At 58.3% G+C, this 17,265-nt stretch carries 14 protein-coding genes and 1 pseudogene; 2 read left to right on the top strand and 13 right to left on the bottom strand.

Translation table 11 applies throughout. The features are described 5' to 3' along the window. Positions 1-178: 178 nt before the first annotated feature. Entirely contained in the window at positions 179-475 is a 297-nt protein-coding gene (locus AC1MDC_RS26550) for a hypothetical protein (RefSeq protein ID WP_480394038.1), read from the top strand. A gap of 51 nt (positions 476-526) precedes the next feature. Here AC1MDC_RS26550 and AC1MDC_RS26545 read toward each other — a convergent pair. From AC1MDC_RS26545 to AC1MDC_RS26530, 4 genes and pseudogenes are all read right to left on the bottom strand, one after another. Continuing rightward, positions 527-1,152, bottom strand: a pseudogene (locus AC1MDC_RS26545) (DUF2931 family protein). Positions 1,153-1,217: 65 nt separating this feature from the next. Then, a complete protein-coding gene (locus AC1MDC_RS26540) occupies positions 1,218-2,030 on the bottom strand; it encodes a hypothetical protein (protein ID WP_480394037.1) in 813 nt (270 codons plus the stop codon). 62 nt (positions 2,031-2,092) lie between these two features. Further along, positions 2,093-3,091, bottom strand: coding sequence for a DUF2515 family protein (locus tag AC1MDC_RS26535; protein WP_480394036.1), 999 nt, complete (start codon positions 3,089-3,091; stop codon positions 2,093-2,095). Then, the gene (locus tag AC1MDC_RS26530) at positions 3,088-5,298 is read right to left on the bottom strand and encodes a type VI secretion system Vgr family protein (RefSeq protein WP_480394035.1); all 2,211 of its coding nucleotides are present in this window, start codon (positions 5,296-5,298) and stop codon (positions 3,088-3,090) included. The genes AC1MDC_RS26535 and AC1MDC_RS26530 overlap by 4 nt, the downstream gene beginning before the upstream one ends. Positions 5,299-5,659: 361 nt before the next feature. Between AC1MDC_RS26530 and AC1MDC_RS26525 the strand changes: the two genes are divergently transcribed. After that, positions 5,660-6,961, top strand: coding sequence for an OprD family porin (locus AC1MDC_RS26525; RefSeq protein ID WP_480394034.1), 1,302 nt, complete (start codon positions 5,660-5,662; stop codon positions 6,959-6,961). Between the two features lie 70 nt (positions 6,962-7,031). Here AC1MDC_RS26525 and AC1MDC_RS26520 read toward each other — a convergent pair whose 3' ends face one another. From AC1MDC_RS26520 to AC1MDC_RS26480, 9 genes are all read right to left on the bottom strand, one after another. After that, positions 7,032-7,652: a transglycosylase SLT domain-containing protein gene (locus tag AC1MDC_RS26520; protein WP_085696242.1), complete on the bottom strand. Its 621-nt coding sequence runs from the start codon at positions 7,650-7,652 to the stop codon at positions 7,032-7,034. 44 nt (positions 7,653-7,696) lie between these two features. Next, positions 7,697-8,635 (bottom strand): carbohydrate kinase family protein, encoded by a 939-nt coding sequence (locus AC1MDC_RS26515; protein ID WP_480394033.1) that lies wholly within the window; start codon positions 8,633-8,635, stop codon positions 7,697-7,699. A 13-nt stretch (positions 8,636-8,648) separates the two neighbouring features. After that, positions 8,649-10,145: a xylulokinase gene (gene xylB, locus AC1MDC_RS26510; RefSeq protein ID WP_480394032.1), complete on the bottom strand. Its 1,497-nt coding sequence runs from the start codon at positions 10,143-10,145 to the stop codon at positions 8,649-8,651. Between the two features lie 69 nt (positions 10,146-10,214). Next, the gene (locus AC1MDC_RS26505) at positions 10,215-11,687 is read right to left on the bottom strand and encodes a mannitol dehydrogenase family protein (protein ID WP_085696239.1); all 1,473 of its coding nucleotides are present in this window, start codon (positions 11,685-11,687) and stop codon (positions 10,215-10,217) included. 16 nt (positions 11,688-11,703) lie between these two features. Continuing rightward, on the bottom strand, positions 11,704-12,807 hold the full coding sequence (locus AC1MDC_RS26500) for an ABC transporter ATP-binding protein (protein ID WP_085696238.1): 1,104 nt from the start codon (positions 12,805-12,807) through the stop codon (positions 11,704-11,706). A gap of 23 nt (positions 12,808-12,830) precedes the next feature. Then, positions 12,831-13,661 carry a carbohydrate ABC transporter permease gene (locus tag AC1MDC_RS26495; protein ID WP_085703024.1) on the bottom strand — a complete coding sequence of 277 codons (831 nt, stop codon included), beginning with the start codon at positions 13,659-13,661 and terminating at the stop codon, positions 12,831-12,833. Between the two features lie 8 nt (positions 13,662-13,669). Beyond that, positions 13,670-14,596, bottom strand: a complete 927-nt coding sequence (locus AC1MDC_RS26490; protein ID WP_085696464.1) for a carbohydrate ABC transporter permease — start codon at positions 14,594-14,596, stop codon at positions 13,670-13,672. A 153-nt stretch (positions 14,597-14,749) separates the two neighbouring features. After that, positions 14,750-16,060, bottom strand: coding sequence for an ABC transporter substrate-binding protein (locus tag AC1MDC_RS26485; protein ID WP_480394031.1), 1,311 nt, complete (start codon positions 16,058-16,060; stop codon positions 14,750-14,752). Positions 16,061-16,286: 226 nt separating this feature from the next. After that, positions 16,287-17,192 (bottom strand): AraC family transcriptional regulator, encoded by a 906-nt coding sequence (locus AC1MDC_RS26480; RefSeq protein WP_085696235.1) that lies wholly within the window; start codon positions 17,190-17,192, stop codon positions 16,287-16,289. Between the last annotated feature and the right edge of the window lie 73 nt (positions 17,193-17,265).

The following is a 17,265-nucleotide window of genomic DNA, read 5'->3' as shown; positions in this document are numbered from 1 at the left end:
TTCGCCCCGACGAACATTCGTGTCCGTGGAGTGCATTGCTGTGGCGGCTGTGTGCAGGGTCGCCTTCGGGCGAGCCGAGTCAGGTGGTTCTCGGTTGACCAAGCCTGTTCACAGTCCGCCTCCCCATCGTTTGGTCACGGTGCTGGCGGTTACTTTCAAGCTGCCTTGAGTAATTCCAATGCCAATCCTGAAACTAAGCTCCTCCCGCTATCTCCCGCTCAACAGCGGTGTCACCGACAGCGCACCGCTGGTCATCGACACCCAAGCCAACCCCCAAGACATCTTCGAAGCCGCCGTCCAGCGCGTACGCGCCGCCGCCGACCTGCTCGAAACCCTGCACTGCCTGTGCTTCAAACACGCCGATGTCCAGGACATTCCCCACATCACCCATGCGCTATACCTGCTGACGCAGGATGGCAGCGATTTGCTGCAGGTTGCGCAGCAGAAAATGTTGAACTGGCAGGCGCCGGTTTAAAGTATCTGTACAGGATGGAGGAGGAGTCGGACGAGACTCCTCCCTGTTCAATTACCAAGAGCCATATGGCACGCCAAATTTTTCAACGTAGGCTTTCGACACTGCGGAAAGTGGGCGATGTTTCCCTCCGGACCCTCCTTCGTAAGGACCACGTGGGTCAACCTCAGCTTGAACGCGAGTAATTTCAACGGGCGTCAGGCATGGGCCGAGGGCCCAGAGTTTGGCAACACCACCTGGAGCAAGTCCGATGACCAAAGCTTCTCGATAACCTGTAATCCATTTTCCATCGGCAGCGCAGTAGGCTTTCTCCTCTTTTCGCATGACTTCTCTGGCCGACTCAGGGATGTCTATGCCATCTGATAGGTTTGAGGTTCAACCAAGGACTGCCATCGGACGTAGATTTTTTTGGGGAGGTCTGCGCCTGTGAGGTATTTCCCCTTGCCCCAGGCGGGTTTTACCGGCCAACCCTTTGGATTTCCTGTGTTACGAGGTGGAGTCTGAATTGCAGCAACACCACTCATGGCCCGACGGTAGACCTGTCCTTGAATATCGATTACATCGGCTGTTTCGATCCACACTTCCATATAGTTGGGTGCAGAGAAACCCACTCGCCAGGCCTCATAAGGCAGAGAAGCTCCATGAGTAGTCGAGTACGCCACAAGGAAGGAAGCAAAGATTTGTAGGCGCAGGTGTTTCAAAGAAAATTCACCACGCTTTTCGCTGGTCAGTGCATATGCCTATTTCACTGAATTGCTTTTATAACAGGATCTTTATAGTTCTCATCGATTTCTATCCCTGCAGCACGGGCATTGTTTTCAGCAGCGATGCGCACCTCATGGTCACGCTTCAATTGAGCAGGCAGCAGCTCTTTCCATCTTGCCTTTTCTTCATCTTTGGTAAAACCTGAAGACCAGAAGTCGCGCTCGCTAAGGAACTCCATCGATAATAAATAGGTACCCGTTTTGTCCGGGGTGTCTTTGGAATCACGGCGCCAAGCTTTAAAGGTCAGATAGACGCCGTCATTGTAGAAATACCAATTGTAGAATGACTCAATTTTCAGCCAGCGATCAATGTCCAGCTCGTAATTCGGATCCAGCCAGGGATGACTGGAAGTCAAGTGCCCCAATACGTTGTCTGGTGACGGAATTTTTCTGATCTGAGACCCGGAAATCCTAGGGTCGCCTGGATAGTAATAGTGACTCCAGCCAGCTGATTGTATTTTTTTTAGCAAGTCATAAATAAAGTCTTTTTGTTTTTCATGCGGGCTGTTGTCAGGGAGGCCTCTCACTGTGATGTCAAGGTTTTCAATGGTGTTGCCTGTCTTTTTGTCTATCACCATTGTGATGCTTGTTGCTTTTTCGATTGAAAGTGAACTGCTTTCATTTTTTACGGTGATGGAGGGCAGCTCTTTTTCATTTGCCGATTTTTTAAATTTGTACCAGCAGAGGTCTAGCTCGCTCATGCATTCTTGAGAGAACTCTAAGGGGCTATTTTGCATGGTTTTTTCTATTTCGCCGCGCAGCTCTATTTCAATGTTGTTTGGTGTATTCGTCATATTGGATTCACCGTTGTTGCAAGCCGCTAGTAGTAAGCTATAAAGAAATATCCATAAATACTTCATTTGGCATTTGACCAAGTGGAAATTGTCTTGATTTGGCCTTCCATGTAGCTTTCTCGTTCCCCCATGAGTTTATGGTATTGCTTGGCAATGGCTCCAATAAACTCCATTCGGTCTGCTTCGTCGTAGAGATCGCCTTCCGACATTTGCACTCTGAAATCAGGACTTTCAACGTCGCAAGCAGTACTCAACGCAGCTACCCTTACCGGTACGAATGGTGCCCATTCGAAACCTGCTTGCATTTTCAGCGTTGCTCTAAATGGTGTACTTTCATAAATCAAAGGTTGAAGGATGCGACGTTGCTCATGGTCGGCAATAGCAAGTAAAGAGGTAAGCTGGGCGTTTCTTCTTGCTGGTCCCGAAGAAAGTTCCTCGGTTGCTTTGATGGCTTTAAAACCTTTAATGATGTCACTGGTTACAGCCAGATTTTTCAATATTGGCAGTGCGTCATCTGCCCAAGGCAAACTGTCGATATTGGTTTTTATCTGACCTTCGCAACTCCGAGCGTTGCGTTCCGGAGCGCACTCATCAAATTGGTCTTTGTATTTTGCGTAAAACCAATGCCAAACAAAAATATCCTGAAATAACCAGAAATTTCCTTTCCCCAGCGAATTTTTACCAATTCGTAAGGGCGGCTGTACGATTGGTGGGGTAAGCGCGAGATAAGGATCGTTTGGAATGAAGTCCAGCCCGCACTTAACTTGCTTGCTTGCGAATGCTGCTAAACCCATCCAGTAAAACCGGCCTTTTAGTTCTGGCTTTCCATCTTCACCGGATTCTAGATAGAAGCCGGCATACGCAGCCGCAATTCTCGCGGCTCGCGCACTAAAGTCGGATATCAGCTCGTACTTTCCTGAGTTTGCAGTGCGTCGTTTGCTCAGGCGTCGGATAGCTTCTTCTTGTCCCATTGCCCATAACTTTTCGCAACCAAGCACGACTTCATGCACAGAGCATTTTTTGTCGTTGGTTGTAAATGTTGTAATCGGTTGCGCACTCATTTGTTTCGGCTCGCTTCATAGTCATCCGCACCAGATGGAACAGAAAGCTCATCCCATATCAGGTGAGCCTTCACAGCTTCTTTAGCGTCTGTTTGTACTCGAGGGTGAAGTCCATCTGCATCACTTTTCGATATTTGCGGTGTTGCTTCAGAGGGAACAATCAGTGCAGCCTTTACGGACTTGACAGGTTTTCCGAGTTTAGTCACGAACTTGAGTTGTTCGTCAAAACGTTCCTCTATCACTTTGGCTTTAAGTACGCTTCCGGCTCTAGACTGGTCGGCAATGACCGGAATCAGTGGTGCCAAAATCTGAACGCCAGAACCCACCCCCGGCGCACCACCAGTATTGGCCTTCACTTCCGCACCGCTGATGGTCACACCACCCGCATCAACCTTGACGAAACTGCCGCCAGCCTTGGCCGTCAGTTCCATGCCACCCTCGATCACGACCTTGTCGCCGGCGTGGTAATGAATCTCCGTGCCCGCTTCAACGAACTGCGCAGTGCCGACCTTCACATGCTGGGTCACGCCCACGGTCAGGTGATCGTTGGCGCGCATTTCACTCTTGCGATCCAGATGAGTGATGCGGTGCTCTTCAACCTTGAATTCACTTAAAACATTGGCTTCGACCGTGTCATGCCGTTCATTGCCAACCCGAATCTTCTGGTCGTGCTCAATGTTCTCGTCCCAGTCGCGCTGGGCATGGATGTAGATCTGTTCCGCGCCTTTTTTGTCTTCGATGCGAAATTCGTTGTAGCCCTTGCCGCCGGGTGAACTCAGGGTCTTGAAGGTGCTGCGGGTCTTGTTCGCCGGCAGGTCGTAGGGAACGACGTTTTCCTTGTGGTACAGGCAGCCGGTCACCAATGGCTGGTCGGGGTCGCCTTCGAGAAAGGTCACCAGCACTTCCATGCCGATCCGTGGGATGGCGATGCCGCCGTAGGCTGCGCCGGCCCAGCCGCTGGCGACGCGCAGCCAGCAGGTTGTCTTGTCGTCGGCCTGACCTTCGCGGTCCCAGTGGAATTGCACTTTCACGCGGCCGTACTGGTCGCAGTGGATTTCTTCGCCGGCGGGGCCGGTGACGATGGCGGTCTGGCTGCCGAGGACTTTCGGTTTCGGGTGTTCGAGGGCAGGGCGGTAGTGGGCGTCCCACGGGGTGGCCACGAATGAGTTGCGATAGCCCTGGTGGAAATCGCTCTTGTTGTCGGTGACGTCGCTGGTGACGTTTTCGCCCAGCACTTGCGGCTGCTTGCCTTCGTGGAATATTTCCAGCAGCAGCCACAAATCGTTCCACTCGGCGCGCGGGTGCTCGGCCAGGGTCAGGAAGTGGCCGGTGGTCAGGGTCGGCTCGTCACTTTTGCCTTCAGCCAGTTTGTAGTCGCTGCGATGGCGTTCCAGGGCGCGGGTCGAGAGGAACTTGCCGCGCTCGCGTGTGGTGAAGCGACCGGGGTAGTCGTAGTCCTCCAGGTCCGGGGCGAACGCGGACTTGACGGCACCTTCGGGCAGGATCTTCGGTTTTTCGAAATCGTAGTCGCGGCGGCTGACGCGGCTGGTGCGGGTTTCCAGGCGCAGGTTGAAGCGCTTGATGACCGGTTTGTCGGCGGTCATGCCGGAGTCTTGCTGGTAGTTCACCGGTTTCAGTTTGCGGAACACGGTCTGGTCGTCGCCGAACACCAGTTTGTGGCCGCTGCTGCTGTGCTGGAAGTGGAAGTGAATGCCTTCCTCTTCGCACAGGCGCTGGATGAAATGCAGGTCGGATTCGTCGTACTGCACGCAGTAGTCGCGTTCCGGATACTCGGCACCGAGCTGGAAGCTGTAGGCGTCGGACAGGATCCCGCGATCTTCCAGCACCTGGGCAATGATCTTCGGCACCGTCATTTGCTGGAAGATCTGCTGGTCATGGTTGTGCCGCAGGTAGGCCAGTTGCGGCACCAGACTGATGCTGTAACGGGTCAGGGTCTTGCCGGAATCACCTTGCTCGATGCGGTACACCAGACCATGAATCTTGCCCTCGCCAGTGGCGCCGAAGGTCAGGCAGCCAGGCTTGTGCAGGAGTTCTTCGAGTTTGAGGTCGGGGCGGGCGCTGACCAGTTCGAGGTCGAAACGGAACGGTTCGTTGAGGGCTTCGCGACCGGTAAAGCTGAGGACTTGCAGGTCGGCGGAGGCGCCTTCGAGCGTGAGGGTAATGTGGGTAGCATTGGCGTCCAGCATGCCTTTATTTCCGTCCTTTGGATTAGCGTGGGCGGATGGTGCAGGATTAAACCGCCTCGTTCAAGGCGCAAATGCCGTAGAAGCACAGGCCTGAAGTCATAGGGAAAACCCTTAGGTCGGCTGTTTCGCCCCATGAAACAGGCACTTGCGCGCGAGAGATTGCGTGCAATCGTCAACCTCAGCGTCCAGGAACAGCCAGTCAGTTTCAGACTAAAGTCGCCTGTAGCACGTCAAAGCCATCTGCCATCATTGCTCTTCACCCCCGCGTGTTCACTGCCTCCCGGTTCTTTATCGACCCGGGACGGGAGCTATTTCTGGTTGTTTGCGCCTCTGCGCAATCGTTGCCCTGTTGGAGTTTTCAATGCGTCCCCCATTTCCCCTCATCACCCCGCGCCAGTCGCTTGGCTTCGGAGCCTTTGTGCTGTGCGCCGGTTTTACCGCGCAGGTCCAGGCCAGCGGTTTTTTCGAAGACATCACGGCGAAGATCGAATCGCGCACGGTGTACTTCAACCGTGATTTCCGTGATGGGCACACCTCCAATGATCAGGGCGCGTCCAAGCGCGAAGAGTCGGCGCAGGGCTTCATTCTCAATCTGCAATCGGGCTACACCGAAGGCACTGTCGGTTTCGGTATCGATGCGCTGGGCATGGCGGGCTTCCAGCTCGATTCCAGCCCTGATCGCAGCAACAGCGGCCTGCTGCCCTCCAGCGGCGACAACCCGCGCGGCTCGAAAGGCCAATACGCAAAAATGGGCCTGACCGCCAAGGTCAAAGTCTCGGACACCGTGCTGAAGTACGGCGCGCTGCTGCCGGATCTGCCGCTGCTCAAGTACAACGACGGTCGCCTGCTGCCGACCATGTTCAACGGGGCAATGCTGACCTCCAGGGAGGTGAAGGACCTGACCTTCATGGCCGCGCGTCTGGACAAATACACCGCGCGGGATTCGACCGATTCGCAAGACATCCGCGTGCACTGCAAGAACAAGCGCTATGCCTGCAACACCACCGCCGATCATTTCGACATGTACGGCTTCGACTACAAGATCAACGATCGCCTGACTGCGCAGTATCACTACGCCGAGCTGGAAGACATCTATCGCCAGCACTTTGTGGGTCTGCTGGCCAATCAGCCGCTGGGTGACGGCGTGCTGAAAGCCGATCTGCGTTTGCTGAAGAGCGCCGACAGCGGTGATGCCAAGGCCGGGTCCATCGACAACCGTGCCTTGAGCGCAATGCTGTCCTACGGCATCAGCGGCCACACCTTCAGTGCCGGCTGGCAGCGCATGAATGGCGATAACTCGATGCCATATCTGGATGGCAGCAACCCGTATCTGGTGAACTACGTGCAGGTCAACGACTTCGCCGCCGCACAGGAACGTTCCTGGCAGCTGCGTTATGACTATGACTTCAAGGCGATCGGTATCAACGGCCTGAGCTTCCTGACCCGTTACGTGAACGGCGATCACGTCAAGGTGCCGGGCAGCGATCAGGAAGGCAAAGAGTGGGAACGCGACAGCGAGTTGAAGTATGTGATTCAGACCGGGACGTTCAAGGATGTCAGCCTGCGTTTGCGCAATGCGACGTATCGGACGAACTACGAGAAATTCGCTCGGGACGTGGATGAGACCCGGTTGATCGTGAGTTACAACTTTTCGGTGTTGTAACCCATAGGTCGGCGGTGTCTGAGCTGACGCCATCGCGAGCTTGCTCGCGAATGCGGTTTCATGGCTACCGCTATAGCCAATGCCAGAACCGGCTCCAGAACCCGCGATTCAGATCATCCTTGCACGCCGCGTATTGCTGACCGTACATGTCCGAGCGGTTCTGCACCTTGCGCGCAGTCGGCATCAGCCACGCCTTGCTGGCATAGGTCTTCTGGCGAAAACCGCCCCAGCCTTCGTGGTAGTTGAGGTACTGGTTGTAGGCGTCGTACTTGTACACGCCGTTGATCGAGGTGGTCTTGTCCATGTACCAGCCGACGAAGTCGATGGCGTCGTCGAAGTCTTCGCGATCGGCGCCATATCGGCCGGTGCTTTTCTGGTAATCGGACCAGACCTCATCCTTGGCCTGCGCATAGCCCGAGGCCGTCGAAACCCGGCCCCACGGGATCACCCACAGCAGGTATTTGCGCGGCGTCTTGGCGTCGTAGCGGTAGCCGGACTCCTGATACATGATCGCGAACGGCACCTGGATCGGTACGCCCCAGCGCTTTTGCGTGACTTGCGCCGCGTCGTACCAATCACTCTTTTCGCGGAAAATCTCGCAGAGGTTTTCCGGCGAACGCGGTGGCGATGTTCCGCAACCGGTCAGCAGTGCCGCCAATACCAACAGTCCAACCGTACGCCCCGAATTCAAAAGCCGTCATCCCGTCGTGCAAAAAAGGGCGCCAGTCTACGCGGTCAGCTCAACTGGTGGCGATAAGGCAAATCCGGACCCGTTTTACTGCATGTTAGGGCGGCGGCCTGTACGGCAAACCCGAGCATGCCGTCGATCTGTTCGCGGCTCAGGTGCTGAACGCCTTCCACCGAATCCAGCTCATGCTCGGTCAGCCAGGTGATCAACGCGGCCTGGAAGGTATCGCCGGCGCCGACGGTATCGGCGATCTTCACCGAGTTCGCCGGCACCGACCATGAACCGTGGGCCCGGCTGAACACCGTCGCACCTTCACCGCCACGGGTCAGGAACACCACCTGACAACGATGCTGCAGCCAGCCTTCGATGACGCGCTGCGGGTCCTGCTCGGGGTACAGCAGGCTCAAGTCTTCGTCGCTGACTTTGATCAAGTCTGCCAACGGCACCAGCGTAGCGATTCGTTCGCGCCACAGGTCGATGTTCGGTTCGGGGTTGAGGCGCACGTTCGGGTCAAGGCTGATCAGGCGCTTGCCGCTTTCACGCTGCACCAGCGCAAGCAAGGTATCGGCAATCGGTTGCACCACCAGCGAGAAGGAACCGAAGTGCAAACCGCGCACCTCAGGGCCCAGCGTTGGCAGGTGTGCCAGGCTCAACTGGCGATCGGCGCAGCCTTCGCCACGGAAGCTGTAATGCGGCGAGCCATTGGCGCCTACCGCGACCATCGCCAGGGTGGTCGGCGCAGCGAAATCCACCAGATAGTCCGGACGTACGCCCTCATCCTGCAGCACCTGTTGCAAGCGCCGGCCGAGGTAGTCGCTGGACAACCCGCCGAACAGCGCCGAATCCACACCCAGCCGGCGCAACCCCACCGCCACGTTGAACGGCGAGCCACCGGCAATCGCCTTGAAATTGACTTTTGAGGCCTGCCCGCCGGCATCGTCTTCGCTGAAGAAATCGAACAGCGCTTCGCCACACACCAGGTACATAGTTGTTTGCTCTTTATAAGGTTGCGACATGCAGTCGATAGCGTTCATAGGCCTGCTGGAACGCCGCGACATTCGCGGCAACCGGCAGGGTTTCACTGTTCAGGTCGAGCTTCACGCAGCGCTGGCACAGGTCCGCCAGGGTGTCTTCGTGGCCGTTCGACCACGACTTGCACCACGCCGCCTGAATCGCCGCGCCCAGGGCAGCGGCCTCGCTCTGCTCGGTGCAGATCACCGGGGTGTTCATGATGTCGGCGACGATCTGGCGCCACACCGCACTTTTCGAGCCGCCGCCGATCAGGCAAATGCTGCGGCTTTGTAAACCATTCTGGCGCAACAGATCCAGTCCATAACGCAGGCCGAAGGTGGTGCCTTCGACCGCCGCGCGGCAAAGATTGGCTTGCGTCAGGTTATCGATCGTCAGCCCATGCAGACTGCCAGTGGCGTGGGGAAGGGGTGGCACGCGTTCGCCGTTGAGGAACGGCAACATGCTCACGCCGTCAGCGCCGATCGGGGCCTGGGCCACCAAAGCGTTGAAGGCATCGAGATCGAGGTTGAACAGTTCGCGGATCGCGCCGGTGGCGTTGGTCAGGTTCATGGTGCAGATCAGCGGCAGCCAGCCACCGCTGGAGGAGCAGAAGGTCGCGACCGACGCGTCCGGACTGACCTTTGGCGCTTCGGCGTAGGCGTACACCGTGCCGGAAGAACCGAGGCTCATGGTGATCGCACCCGGTTGAATATTGCCGGTGCCGATGGCGCCCATCATGTTGTCGCCACCACCGCTGGACACCAATGCATCGGGGTTGATGCCCAACTGTTCGGCGATTGCGGGCAGGATCGTGCCGACTGCTTGATGGGCGTCGATCAGCTCGGGCAGCGCGGATTGCAGGCGACCGCTGGCATCGATGTCACGCAGCAGCTGCAAATCCCACTGGCGGGTGCGCACGTTGAAATAGCCGGTACCGGATGCGTCACCGTATTCGCTGCACGCACGGCCGGTGAGCCAGAAATTCAGGTAGTCGTGGGGCAACAGGATCCGAGCGATGCGTGAAAACACCTCTGGATGCTTTTCCTTGGTCCACAACAGTTTGGAGACGGTGTAGCCCGGCGCGATGACCACGCCGAGACGCTCCAGCGAGCCTTGTTCGCCACCCAGGTGAGTCAGCAGGCGATCGTTTTCAGGCGTGGTTTCGGTGTCGCACCAGAGCTTGGCCGGGCGCAAGACCTGGCCTTGATCGTCTAGCAGCACCAGGCCGTGTTGCTGACCGGAAACGCCGATGCCGAGGATCGACTGGCCGTCCACTTTCGCTGCCAGCAGGGCACGGCGAGTGGCGAGGGCGAAGGCCTCCAGCCATTGCGCGGTGTCTTGCTCGCGACGGCCGTTGGCGCCGCTGATCATCGTGTGGGCGGCGGCGCCTTGGCCGAGGACCTGACCGCTGACAGTGTCGAGGATGATGGCTTTAGTGCCTTGAGTGCCGCAGTCGATGCCGAGGAACAGTTGCTGTGTTGTCATGTGCGCTCCACACAGATCGAGGGACGCGGAGCGTCCCGGGCTGCATTCCCACGCAGAGCGTGGGAACGATCAGGTCAACAGGTGTTCGAGGGTGCGAGTCACGCCTTCTTCGCGCAAGCTGTTCAGGCACCATTCAAACGCCGCCACAAACTCCTTCGAGCGCGGTATCGCGGTACCGAAGATTTCTTCAACCCCTAACAACCGCTCAGTGATCAAAGCATCCTCCGCCACCAACCCCTGACAGAACGCCGCCCGAGGATCCGGAATCGAGTAAGTGTCGCCATTCTCGTCCACACCCTTCAAGTACAGCGCCCAGGCCGCCACCACCAACGCCGCCCGTTTGGTCTCCTGTCCGTCGGCAATCAACCGATTGATCGTTGGAATGGTGAACTTGGGAAACTTCGACGAACCATCCGAACAAACCCGCTCCAACTGATCGGCAATCGCCTGATTGGAGAACCGTGCCACCAGCGTGTTCTTGTAGTCGGTCAGGTCGATGCCCGGCACCGGCGCCAGTTGCGGGGTCACGTCCAGATCCATGTAGGCGCGCATATAACGCACGAACAGCGGGTCGTTCATGGTTTCGTGAACGAAGCGGTAACCCTTCAAAAAGCCCAGATAAGTCAGTGCAAGATGGCTGCCGTTGAGCAGTTTGATCTTCATTTCTTCGTAGGGCGAAACATCGTCGGTGAATTGCACGCCGACCTTTTCCCAGGCCGGGCGGCCGTTGACGAATTTGTCTTCCAGCACCCATTGCACGAAGGGTTCGCAGACCACCGGCCAGGCGTCGTCGACGGCGTGTTTGTCCGCCAGTTGCAGGCGATGCGCAGTGCTGGTCATGGGGGTGATGCGGTCGACCATCGCGTTGGGGAAGCTGACGTTGGCGTCGATCCAGTCACGCAGGTCCGGATCCAGCAGCGAGGTGAAGGCCAGCAGCGCCTTGCGGGTGACGGCGCCGTTGTGCGGCAGGTTATCGCAGGACATCACCGTGAACGCCGGAATGCCTGCCGCACGTCGCTTGGCCAGCGCGGCACAGAGGAAACCGAACACGGTTTTCGGCTGTTGCGGGTAAGTCAGGTCGTGCTGAATCTGCGGCAGGTGCGCCATGAACTCGCCGTTGCTGTCATCAATGCAGTAGCCGCCCTCGGTGATGGTCAGCGAGACGATACGGATCTGCGGGTCGGCGAGTTTTTCGATCAGCGCCTGAGCGCTGTCCTCGGCCAGCAGCATGTCGCGGATCGCACCGATGACGCGGACTTCGGTGTCGTCGCTGTCGCCGAGTTCGAACAGGGTGAACAGGTAATCCTGTTCCTTGAGGTCGTCGCGGGCGCGGCGGTCTTCGGCGCGCAGGCCGACGCCGCAAATGGCCCAGTCCAGCGCTTCGCCGGTGTTCATCAGCGCGTCGGTGTAATACGCCTGATGTGCGCGGTGGAAACCGCCGACGCCAATGTGGGCGATGCCCTGGCGGGTGTCGCTGAGGCTATAGGCCGGCAGTTTTACTTCGGCGGCGAGGCGGTTGAGGTTTTGCTTGTTCAGTTTCATCGGGTCAGTCTCGAAATCAGGCAGCCGCGCGCAGCGGGCGGGTCAGCGCCACGCCGTCGGCATCGAACAGGTGGCAGTGGGCAGCGTCCAGGTGCAGGTTCAGTTGTTCGCCGTAACGGCTCGCCAGATCGCCGCGCACGCGCATGGTCAGGGCTTCGCCGGCGTTGGTCTTGACGTGGCAGAAGGTGTCGCTGCCCAGCCGTTCGCTGACGTCGGCAGTGACTTGCAGGGTGCAGTCGCCCGGTTGCGCCAGTTCCAGATGTTCCGGGCGAATGCCCAGGGTCACGGCGCTGCCGACGCTCAGGTTCGACGCGTTGAATGGCAGGGTGATGCGAGTGCCGGCGTCCAGCGAAACTTCGCAGCTCGCGCCATCGATCCGCGCGATCTGGCCTTTGAGGAAGCCCATTTTCGGCGTGCCGAGGAAGCCGGCGACGAACAGATTGGCCGGGTTGTGATACAGCTCCAGCGGCGAACCGACCTGTTCGATCTTGCCGCCGTTGAGCACCACGACCTTGTCGGCCATAGTCATGGCTTCGACCTGATCGTGGGTCACGTAGATCATGGTCGCTTTGAGGTCCTTGTGCAGGCGCAGCAGCTCAAGGCGCATTTGCACCCGCAGGGCGGCGTCGAGGTTGGACAGCGGCTCGTCGAACAGGAAGATTTTCGGGTTGCGCACGATCGCGCGGCCGATGGCCACACGCTGACGCTGGCCGCCAGACAACTGTTTCGGCTTGCGTTCCAGCATCGGGCCCAGTTCGAGAATCCGCGCCGCTTCACCGACTTTCTTTTCGACCTCAGCCTTCGGCACACCGGCCAGATCGAGGGCAAACGACATGTTCTTTTTCACGGTCATGTGCGGATACAGCGCGTAGGTCTGGAACACCATCGCCAGGTCACGCTTGGCCGGGCTGACTTCGGTGATGTCGCGCCCATCCAGTTCGATGGTGCCGCCGCTGACTTCTTCAAGGCCGGCGATCAGTCTCAGCAGGGTGGATTTGCCGCAGCCCGACGGGCCGACGAACACCACGAATTCCTTGTCGTTCACCTCAAGGTCGATGCCCTTGATGATGGAGAAACCTTCGAAGCCTTTTTGCAGATTCTTGATTTTCAGGTTGGCCATGGTGGCGCTCCTCTTGCGAATTCTTATTTGACGGCGCCGAACGACAGGCCGCGCACCAGTTGTTTCTGGCTGATCCAGCCGAAGATCAGGATCGGCGCGCAGGCCAGGGTCGAGACGGCCGACAACTTGGCCCAGAACAATCCTTCGGGGCTTGAGTAGGAAGCGATCAGCGCGGTCAGCGGCGCGGCTTTGGACGAGGTCAGGTTCAGCGACCAGAACGCCTCGTTCCAGCACAGGATCAGCGACAGCAGCACGGTCGACGCGAGGCCGCCCTTGGCGATCGGCAGCAGCACGCGGAGCATTTCCTGGGCGAGGGTGGCGCCGTCGAGGCGGGCGGCTTCGAGGATGTCTTTGGGAATGTCCTTGAAGTAGGTGTAAACCATCCAGACCACGATCGGCAGGTTGATCAGCGTGTAGATCACGATCAGCGCGATGCGCGTGTCGAGCAGGCCGAAACTCTTGGCCAGCAGGTAGATCGGCATCAGCACGCCCACCGGCGGCAACATCTTGGTGGAGAGCATCCACAGCAGCGTGCCCTTGGTGCGCTGGGTTTCGTAGAACGCCATCGAGTACGCTGCCGGCACCGCGATCAGCAGGCAAAGTGCCGTGGCACTGAAGGAAATCACCACCGAGTTCAAGGCGAAGCTGAAGTAGTCGCTGCGCTCATTGATGTGCAGATAGTTCTCCAGCGTCGGCGTGAAGATGAACTGCGGCGGTGTGGCGAAGGCGTCGATTTCGGTCTTGAAACTGGTCAGCACCATCCAGAAGATCGGGAAGAAAATGATGATCGCGATGGCCCAGGCCAGCGTGCCGAGCAGCAGGCTTTGCAGCCGGCGGGATTGTTGAAGAGTCATGGCAGGCCTCAGGCTTTGTCAGTCAGGTTTTTGCCGATCATCCGCACCAGAATGATCGCGGCGATGTTGGCGATGACCACGGCGATCAGGCCGCCGGCCGAGGCCATGCCGACGTCGAACTGCACCAGCGCCTGGTTGTAGATCAGGTAGGCGAGGTTGGTCGATGCGTAGCCGGGGCCGCCGTTGGTGGTGGTGAAGATTTCGGCGAACACCGACAGCAGGAAGATGGTTTCGATCATCACCACCACGGCAATCGGACGTGCCAGGTGCGGCAGCGTCAGATGCCAGAAGATTGCGATCGGGCCGGCGCCGTCGAGGCGGGCGGCTTCCTTCTGTTCCTGGTCGAGGGACTGCATGGCGGTCATCAGGATCAGGATCGCGAAGGGCAGCCATTGCCACGAGACAATGATGATGATCGACAGCAGCGGGTAGTGGGCCAGCCAGTCCACCGGTTGCGCGCCGAACAGCTTCCAGATGTAGGCGAGGATCCCGGACACCGGATGGAAAATCAGGTTCTTCCAGATCAGCGCACCGACCGTGGGCATGATGAAGAACGGCGAAATCAGCATCACCCGCACGATGCCTCGACCGAAGAACTCACTGGCCTCCAGCAACGCACTGATCAACACGCCGAACACCACGCTGATCAGCAGCACGCTGCCTACCAGCAGCAGGGTGTTGGTGGCGCCGGGCATGAAGCCTGAGTCAGTCAGGAAGTAGGTGAAGTTTTCCAGCCCGACGAACTCGTTTACGCCGGGGTCGAGCAGGTTGTAGCGGATCATCGAAAAATAGACGGTCATGCCCAGCGGCACGATCATCCACAGCAGCAACAGGGCGACCGAAGGGCTGACCAGGAACCAGCCGGGATTGGCCACGCGGCTTTTGCGCCGGGGCTGCGACAGGTCGATGTGGGCTTTGGCAGTTGAAGTATTCATGGTGATCACAACCGAGTCATACAGACCTATGGAGATCCCCGGTGGGCGCGAGCTGGCTCGCGAAGGCGTCGTGTCAGACAACAAATGTTTCACTGAAACACCGCTTTCGCGAGCAAGCTCGCTCCCACAGGAGGCAGGAGCGAGCTTTACGGGTTACTTCGGATAACCCGCGCGCTTCATCTCGCGTTCGGTGGTTTGTTGCGCAGCGGTCAGCGCCTGGTCGACCGTGGTCTGGCCGATCAGCGCGGCCGAAAACAGCTTGCCAACCTGGGTGCCGATGCCCTGGAATTCAGGGATGGTCACCAGTTGAATGCCGATGTACGGCACGGGCTTGAGGGTCGGTTTGCTCGGATCAGCGGCTTTCAGCGATTCCAGCGTGACCTTGGCAAACGGTGCGGCGCTCATGTAGGCCTCGCTGTAGGTCGAGGCGCGAGTGCCCGGCGGTACGTTGGCGATGCCGTCGGTTTTGGCGACCAGTTCGCCGTACTCCCTGGAGGTAGCCCAGGCGCTGAATTCCTTGGCGGCGTCCTTGGCCTTGGAGCTGGTCGGAATCGCCAGCGCCCACGAGTACAGCCACGCCGAGCCTTTGTCGGTGACCTGATGCGGCGCGTAGGTGAAGCCGACGTGATCGGCGACCTTGCTCTGGGTCTTGTCGGTGACAAACGATCCGGCGACGCTGGCATCGACCCAGATCGCGCACTTGCCGCTGTTGAACAGGGCGAGGTTTTCGTTGAAACCGTTGCTGGAGGCGCCCGGCGGGCCGGACTTCTTCATGGTGTCGACGTAGAAGTTCAGCGCGTTCTTCCATTCCGGGCCGCTGAATTCCGGTTTCCACTGCTCATCGAACCAGCGCGCGCCGTAAGCGTTGGCCACGGTGGTGATCAGCGCCATGTTCTCGCCCCAGCCGGCCTTGCCGCGCAGGCAGATGCCGTATTGTTCCTTGTCCTTTTGGGTGAGTTTCTCGGCGAAGCCGGCGATCTGCTCCCAGGTCGGACGCTCCGGCATGGTCAGGCCGGCGTCCTTGAACAGGTCGGTGCGGTAATAGGTGATCGAGCTTTCGGCGTAGAACGGCAAGGCGTACAGCGAACCCTTGACCGACAGGCCTTCACGCACCGACGGAAACACGTCGTCGAGTGCGTAGCTGGCCGGCAGATCCTTCATCGGTTCCAGCCAGCCCTTGGCGCCCCAGAGTGCAGCTTCGTACATGCCGATGGTCAACACATCGAACTGACCGCCCTGGGTGGCAATGTCGGTGGTCAGGCGCTGGCGAAGGACGTTTTCTTCCAGCACGACCCAATTGAGCTTGATGTCCGGATGCTCGGTCTCGAAGGTTTTCGAGAGCTTTTGCATGCGGATCATGTCGCTGTTGTTGACGGTGGCGATGGTCAGGGTCTGGGCGCCAAGGCTGACGCTGCTGAGGGTCATGCAGGTGAGGGCCAGCAGAGCTTTTGCAGTGGGTTGCATCGTGCACTCCTTTTCTGCGCCCGGCGGGGGCAGAAGGACAGTTATTGTTTTTGTGTTCTTCCGGCAGGGGAAGAATGTGCACTGATTACAGCCTTCTAACGCAGGGCTGACAAATCATCCCTAGCACTTGAATCGATACTTTTTTGCACTCGGGATTGACGCGATAAACGCAGGGAAGGGCGTTTCAGAAGGGCGGCAGCCATGAATCCGTACAGGTTTTCCTGTGTCAGCCGTGGTTTTGCTCGGTCAGGCGCTGTACGACCAGCCGGCGATAATGCGAAGGCGTCATGCCTTTGAGCTGCTGAAAGCGCCGGTTGAAGTTGGAAATATTGTTGAAGCCCGATTCGAAACACACCTCGGTCACCGGTTTGTCGCCGTCCGCCAGCAGCTCGCAGGATTTACTGATGCGCAGGCGATTGACGAATTCGATGAAATTGCGTCCGGTCGCCTGCTTGAACACGCGACTGAAATAGGTGGGTTTCATGCCCAGGTGCTCGGCGACTTCCTCCAGCGGCAGTTCACGGGCGTAGTGGGCGAAGATGTAGTCCACCGCGCGGTTGGTGCGGTCGATGTTGTGCTCGTCGGCCAGTTGCGGGGTGGTTGCGCCGGACAACAACTGGTAGTCGTCGCAGGCCGCGAGCAACTCCATCAGGATGAAAAAGTGCCCGAGACGGGTAATGCCGTTTGAATCGGCGATGCGTTGCATCAGGATCATGGCCTGACGAATTGTCTGTGGTGAGCGGAATTCGATGCCGTACTGCGCACGTTCCAGCAACGGTGCCAAGGTCTTGAGTTCGGCGAACACATGATGGCCGCTCTCGAACAATTCATCGGTGAAGTTGACCAGCATGTCGCGCTTCTCGACCACTTCGTCTTCGGCCACCTGGCTGATCCAGTTGTGCGGCAGGTTGGGGCCGGTCAGGAACAGCGTCTGCGGGTAGAAGTTGCCGATGTAGTCGCCGATGAACACCTTGCCCGAACTGGCGACGATCAAATGCAACTCGTATTCCTTGTGGAAGTGCCAGCGCACCAGCGGGCAAGGGAAGCCGTGCTGGCGGTAAATGATGGACAACCCGTTGTGGTCATCCATCAATTCATACGAGGGGTCGGTGACGCGGGCTGTTCGGGTCATGATCGGGGGCTTTTTTGTTATCGCCTGGCGATCATGCCTCTTTGTGCACGGGATGCGCCAGTTTCCAGTGCAG

Source organism: Pseudomonas sp. 1, assembly GCF_056626735.1.
The sequence above is the reverse complement of the archived record's forward strand: the minus strand, read 5'-3'. Positions and strand labels throughout refer to the sequence as shown.

Coding starts and splice junctions, on each gene's coding strand:
- AC1MDC_RS26550 (WP_480394038.1), top strand. CDS start 179: ATGCCAATCCTGAAACTAAGCTCCTCCCGCTATCTCCCGCTCAACAGC.
- AC1MDC_RS26540 (WP_480394037.1), bottom strand. CDS start 2,030: ATGACGAATACACCAAACAACATTGAAATAGAGCTGCGCGGCGAAATA.
- AC1MDC_RS26535 (WP_480394036.1), bottom strand. CDS start 3,091: ATGAGTGCGCAACCGATTACAACATTTACAACCAACGACAAAAAATGC.
- AC1MDC_RS26530 (WP_480394035.1), bottom strand. CDS start 5,298: ATGCTGGACGCCAATGCTACCCACATTACCCTCACGCTCGAAGGCGCC.
- AC1MDC_RS26525 (WP_480394034.1), top strand. CDS start 5,660: ATGCGTCCCCCATTTCCCCTCATCACCCCGCGCCAGTCGCTTGGCTTC.
- AC1MDC_RS26515 (WP_480394033.1), bottom strand. CDS start 8,635: ATGTACCTGGTGTGTGGCGAAGCGCTGTTCGATTTCTTCAGCGAAGAC.
- xylB (WP_480394032.1), bottom strand. CDS start 10,145: ATGACAACACAGCAACTGTTCCTCGGCATCGACTGCGGCACTCAAGGC.
- AC1MDC_RS26505 (WP_085696239.1), bottom strand. CDS start 11,687: ATGAAACTGAACAAGCAAAACCTCAACCGCCTCGCCGCCGAAGTAAAA.
- AC1MDC_RS26500 (WP_085696238.1), bottom strand. CDS start 12,807: ATGGCCAACCTGAAAATCAAGAATCTGCAAAAAGGCTTCGAAGGTTTC.
- AC1MDC_RS26495 (WP_085703024.1), bottom strand. CDS start 13,661: ATGACTCTTCAACAATCCCGCCGGCTGCAAAGCCTGCTGCTCGGCACG.
- AC1MDC_RS26490 (WP_085696464.1), bottom strand. CDS start 14,596: ATGAATACTTCAACTGCCAAAGCCCACATCGACCTGTCGCAGCCCCGG.
- AC1MDC_RS26485 (WP_480394031.1), bottom strand. CDS start 16,060: ATGCAACCCACTGCAAAAGCTCTGCTGGCCCTCACCTGCATGACCCTC.
- AC1MDC_RS26480 (WP_085696235.1), bottom strand. CDS start 17,192: ATGACCCGAACAGCCCGCGTCACCGACCCCTCGTATGAATTGATGGAT.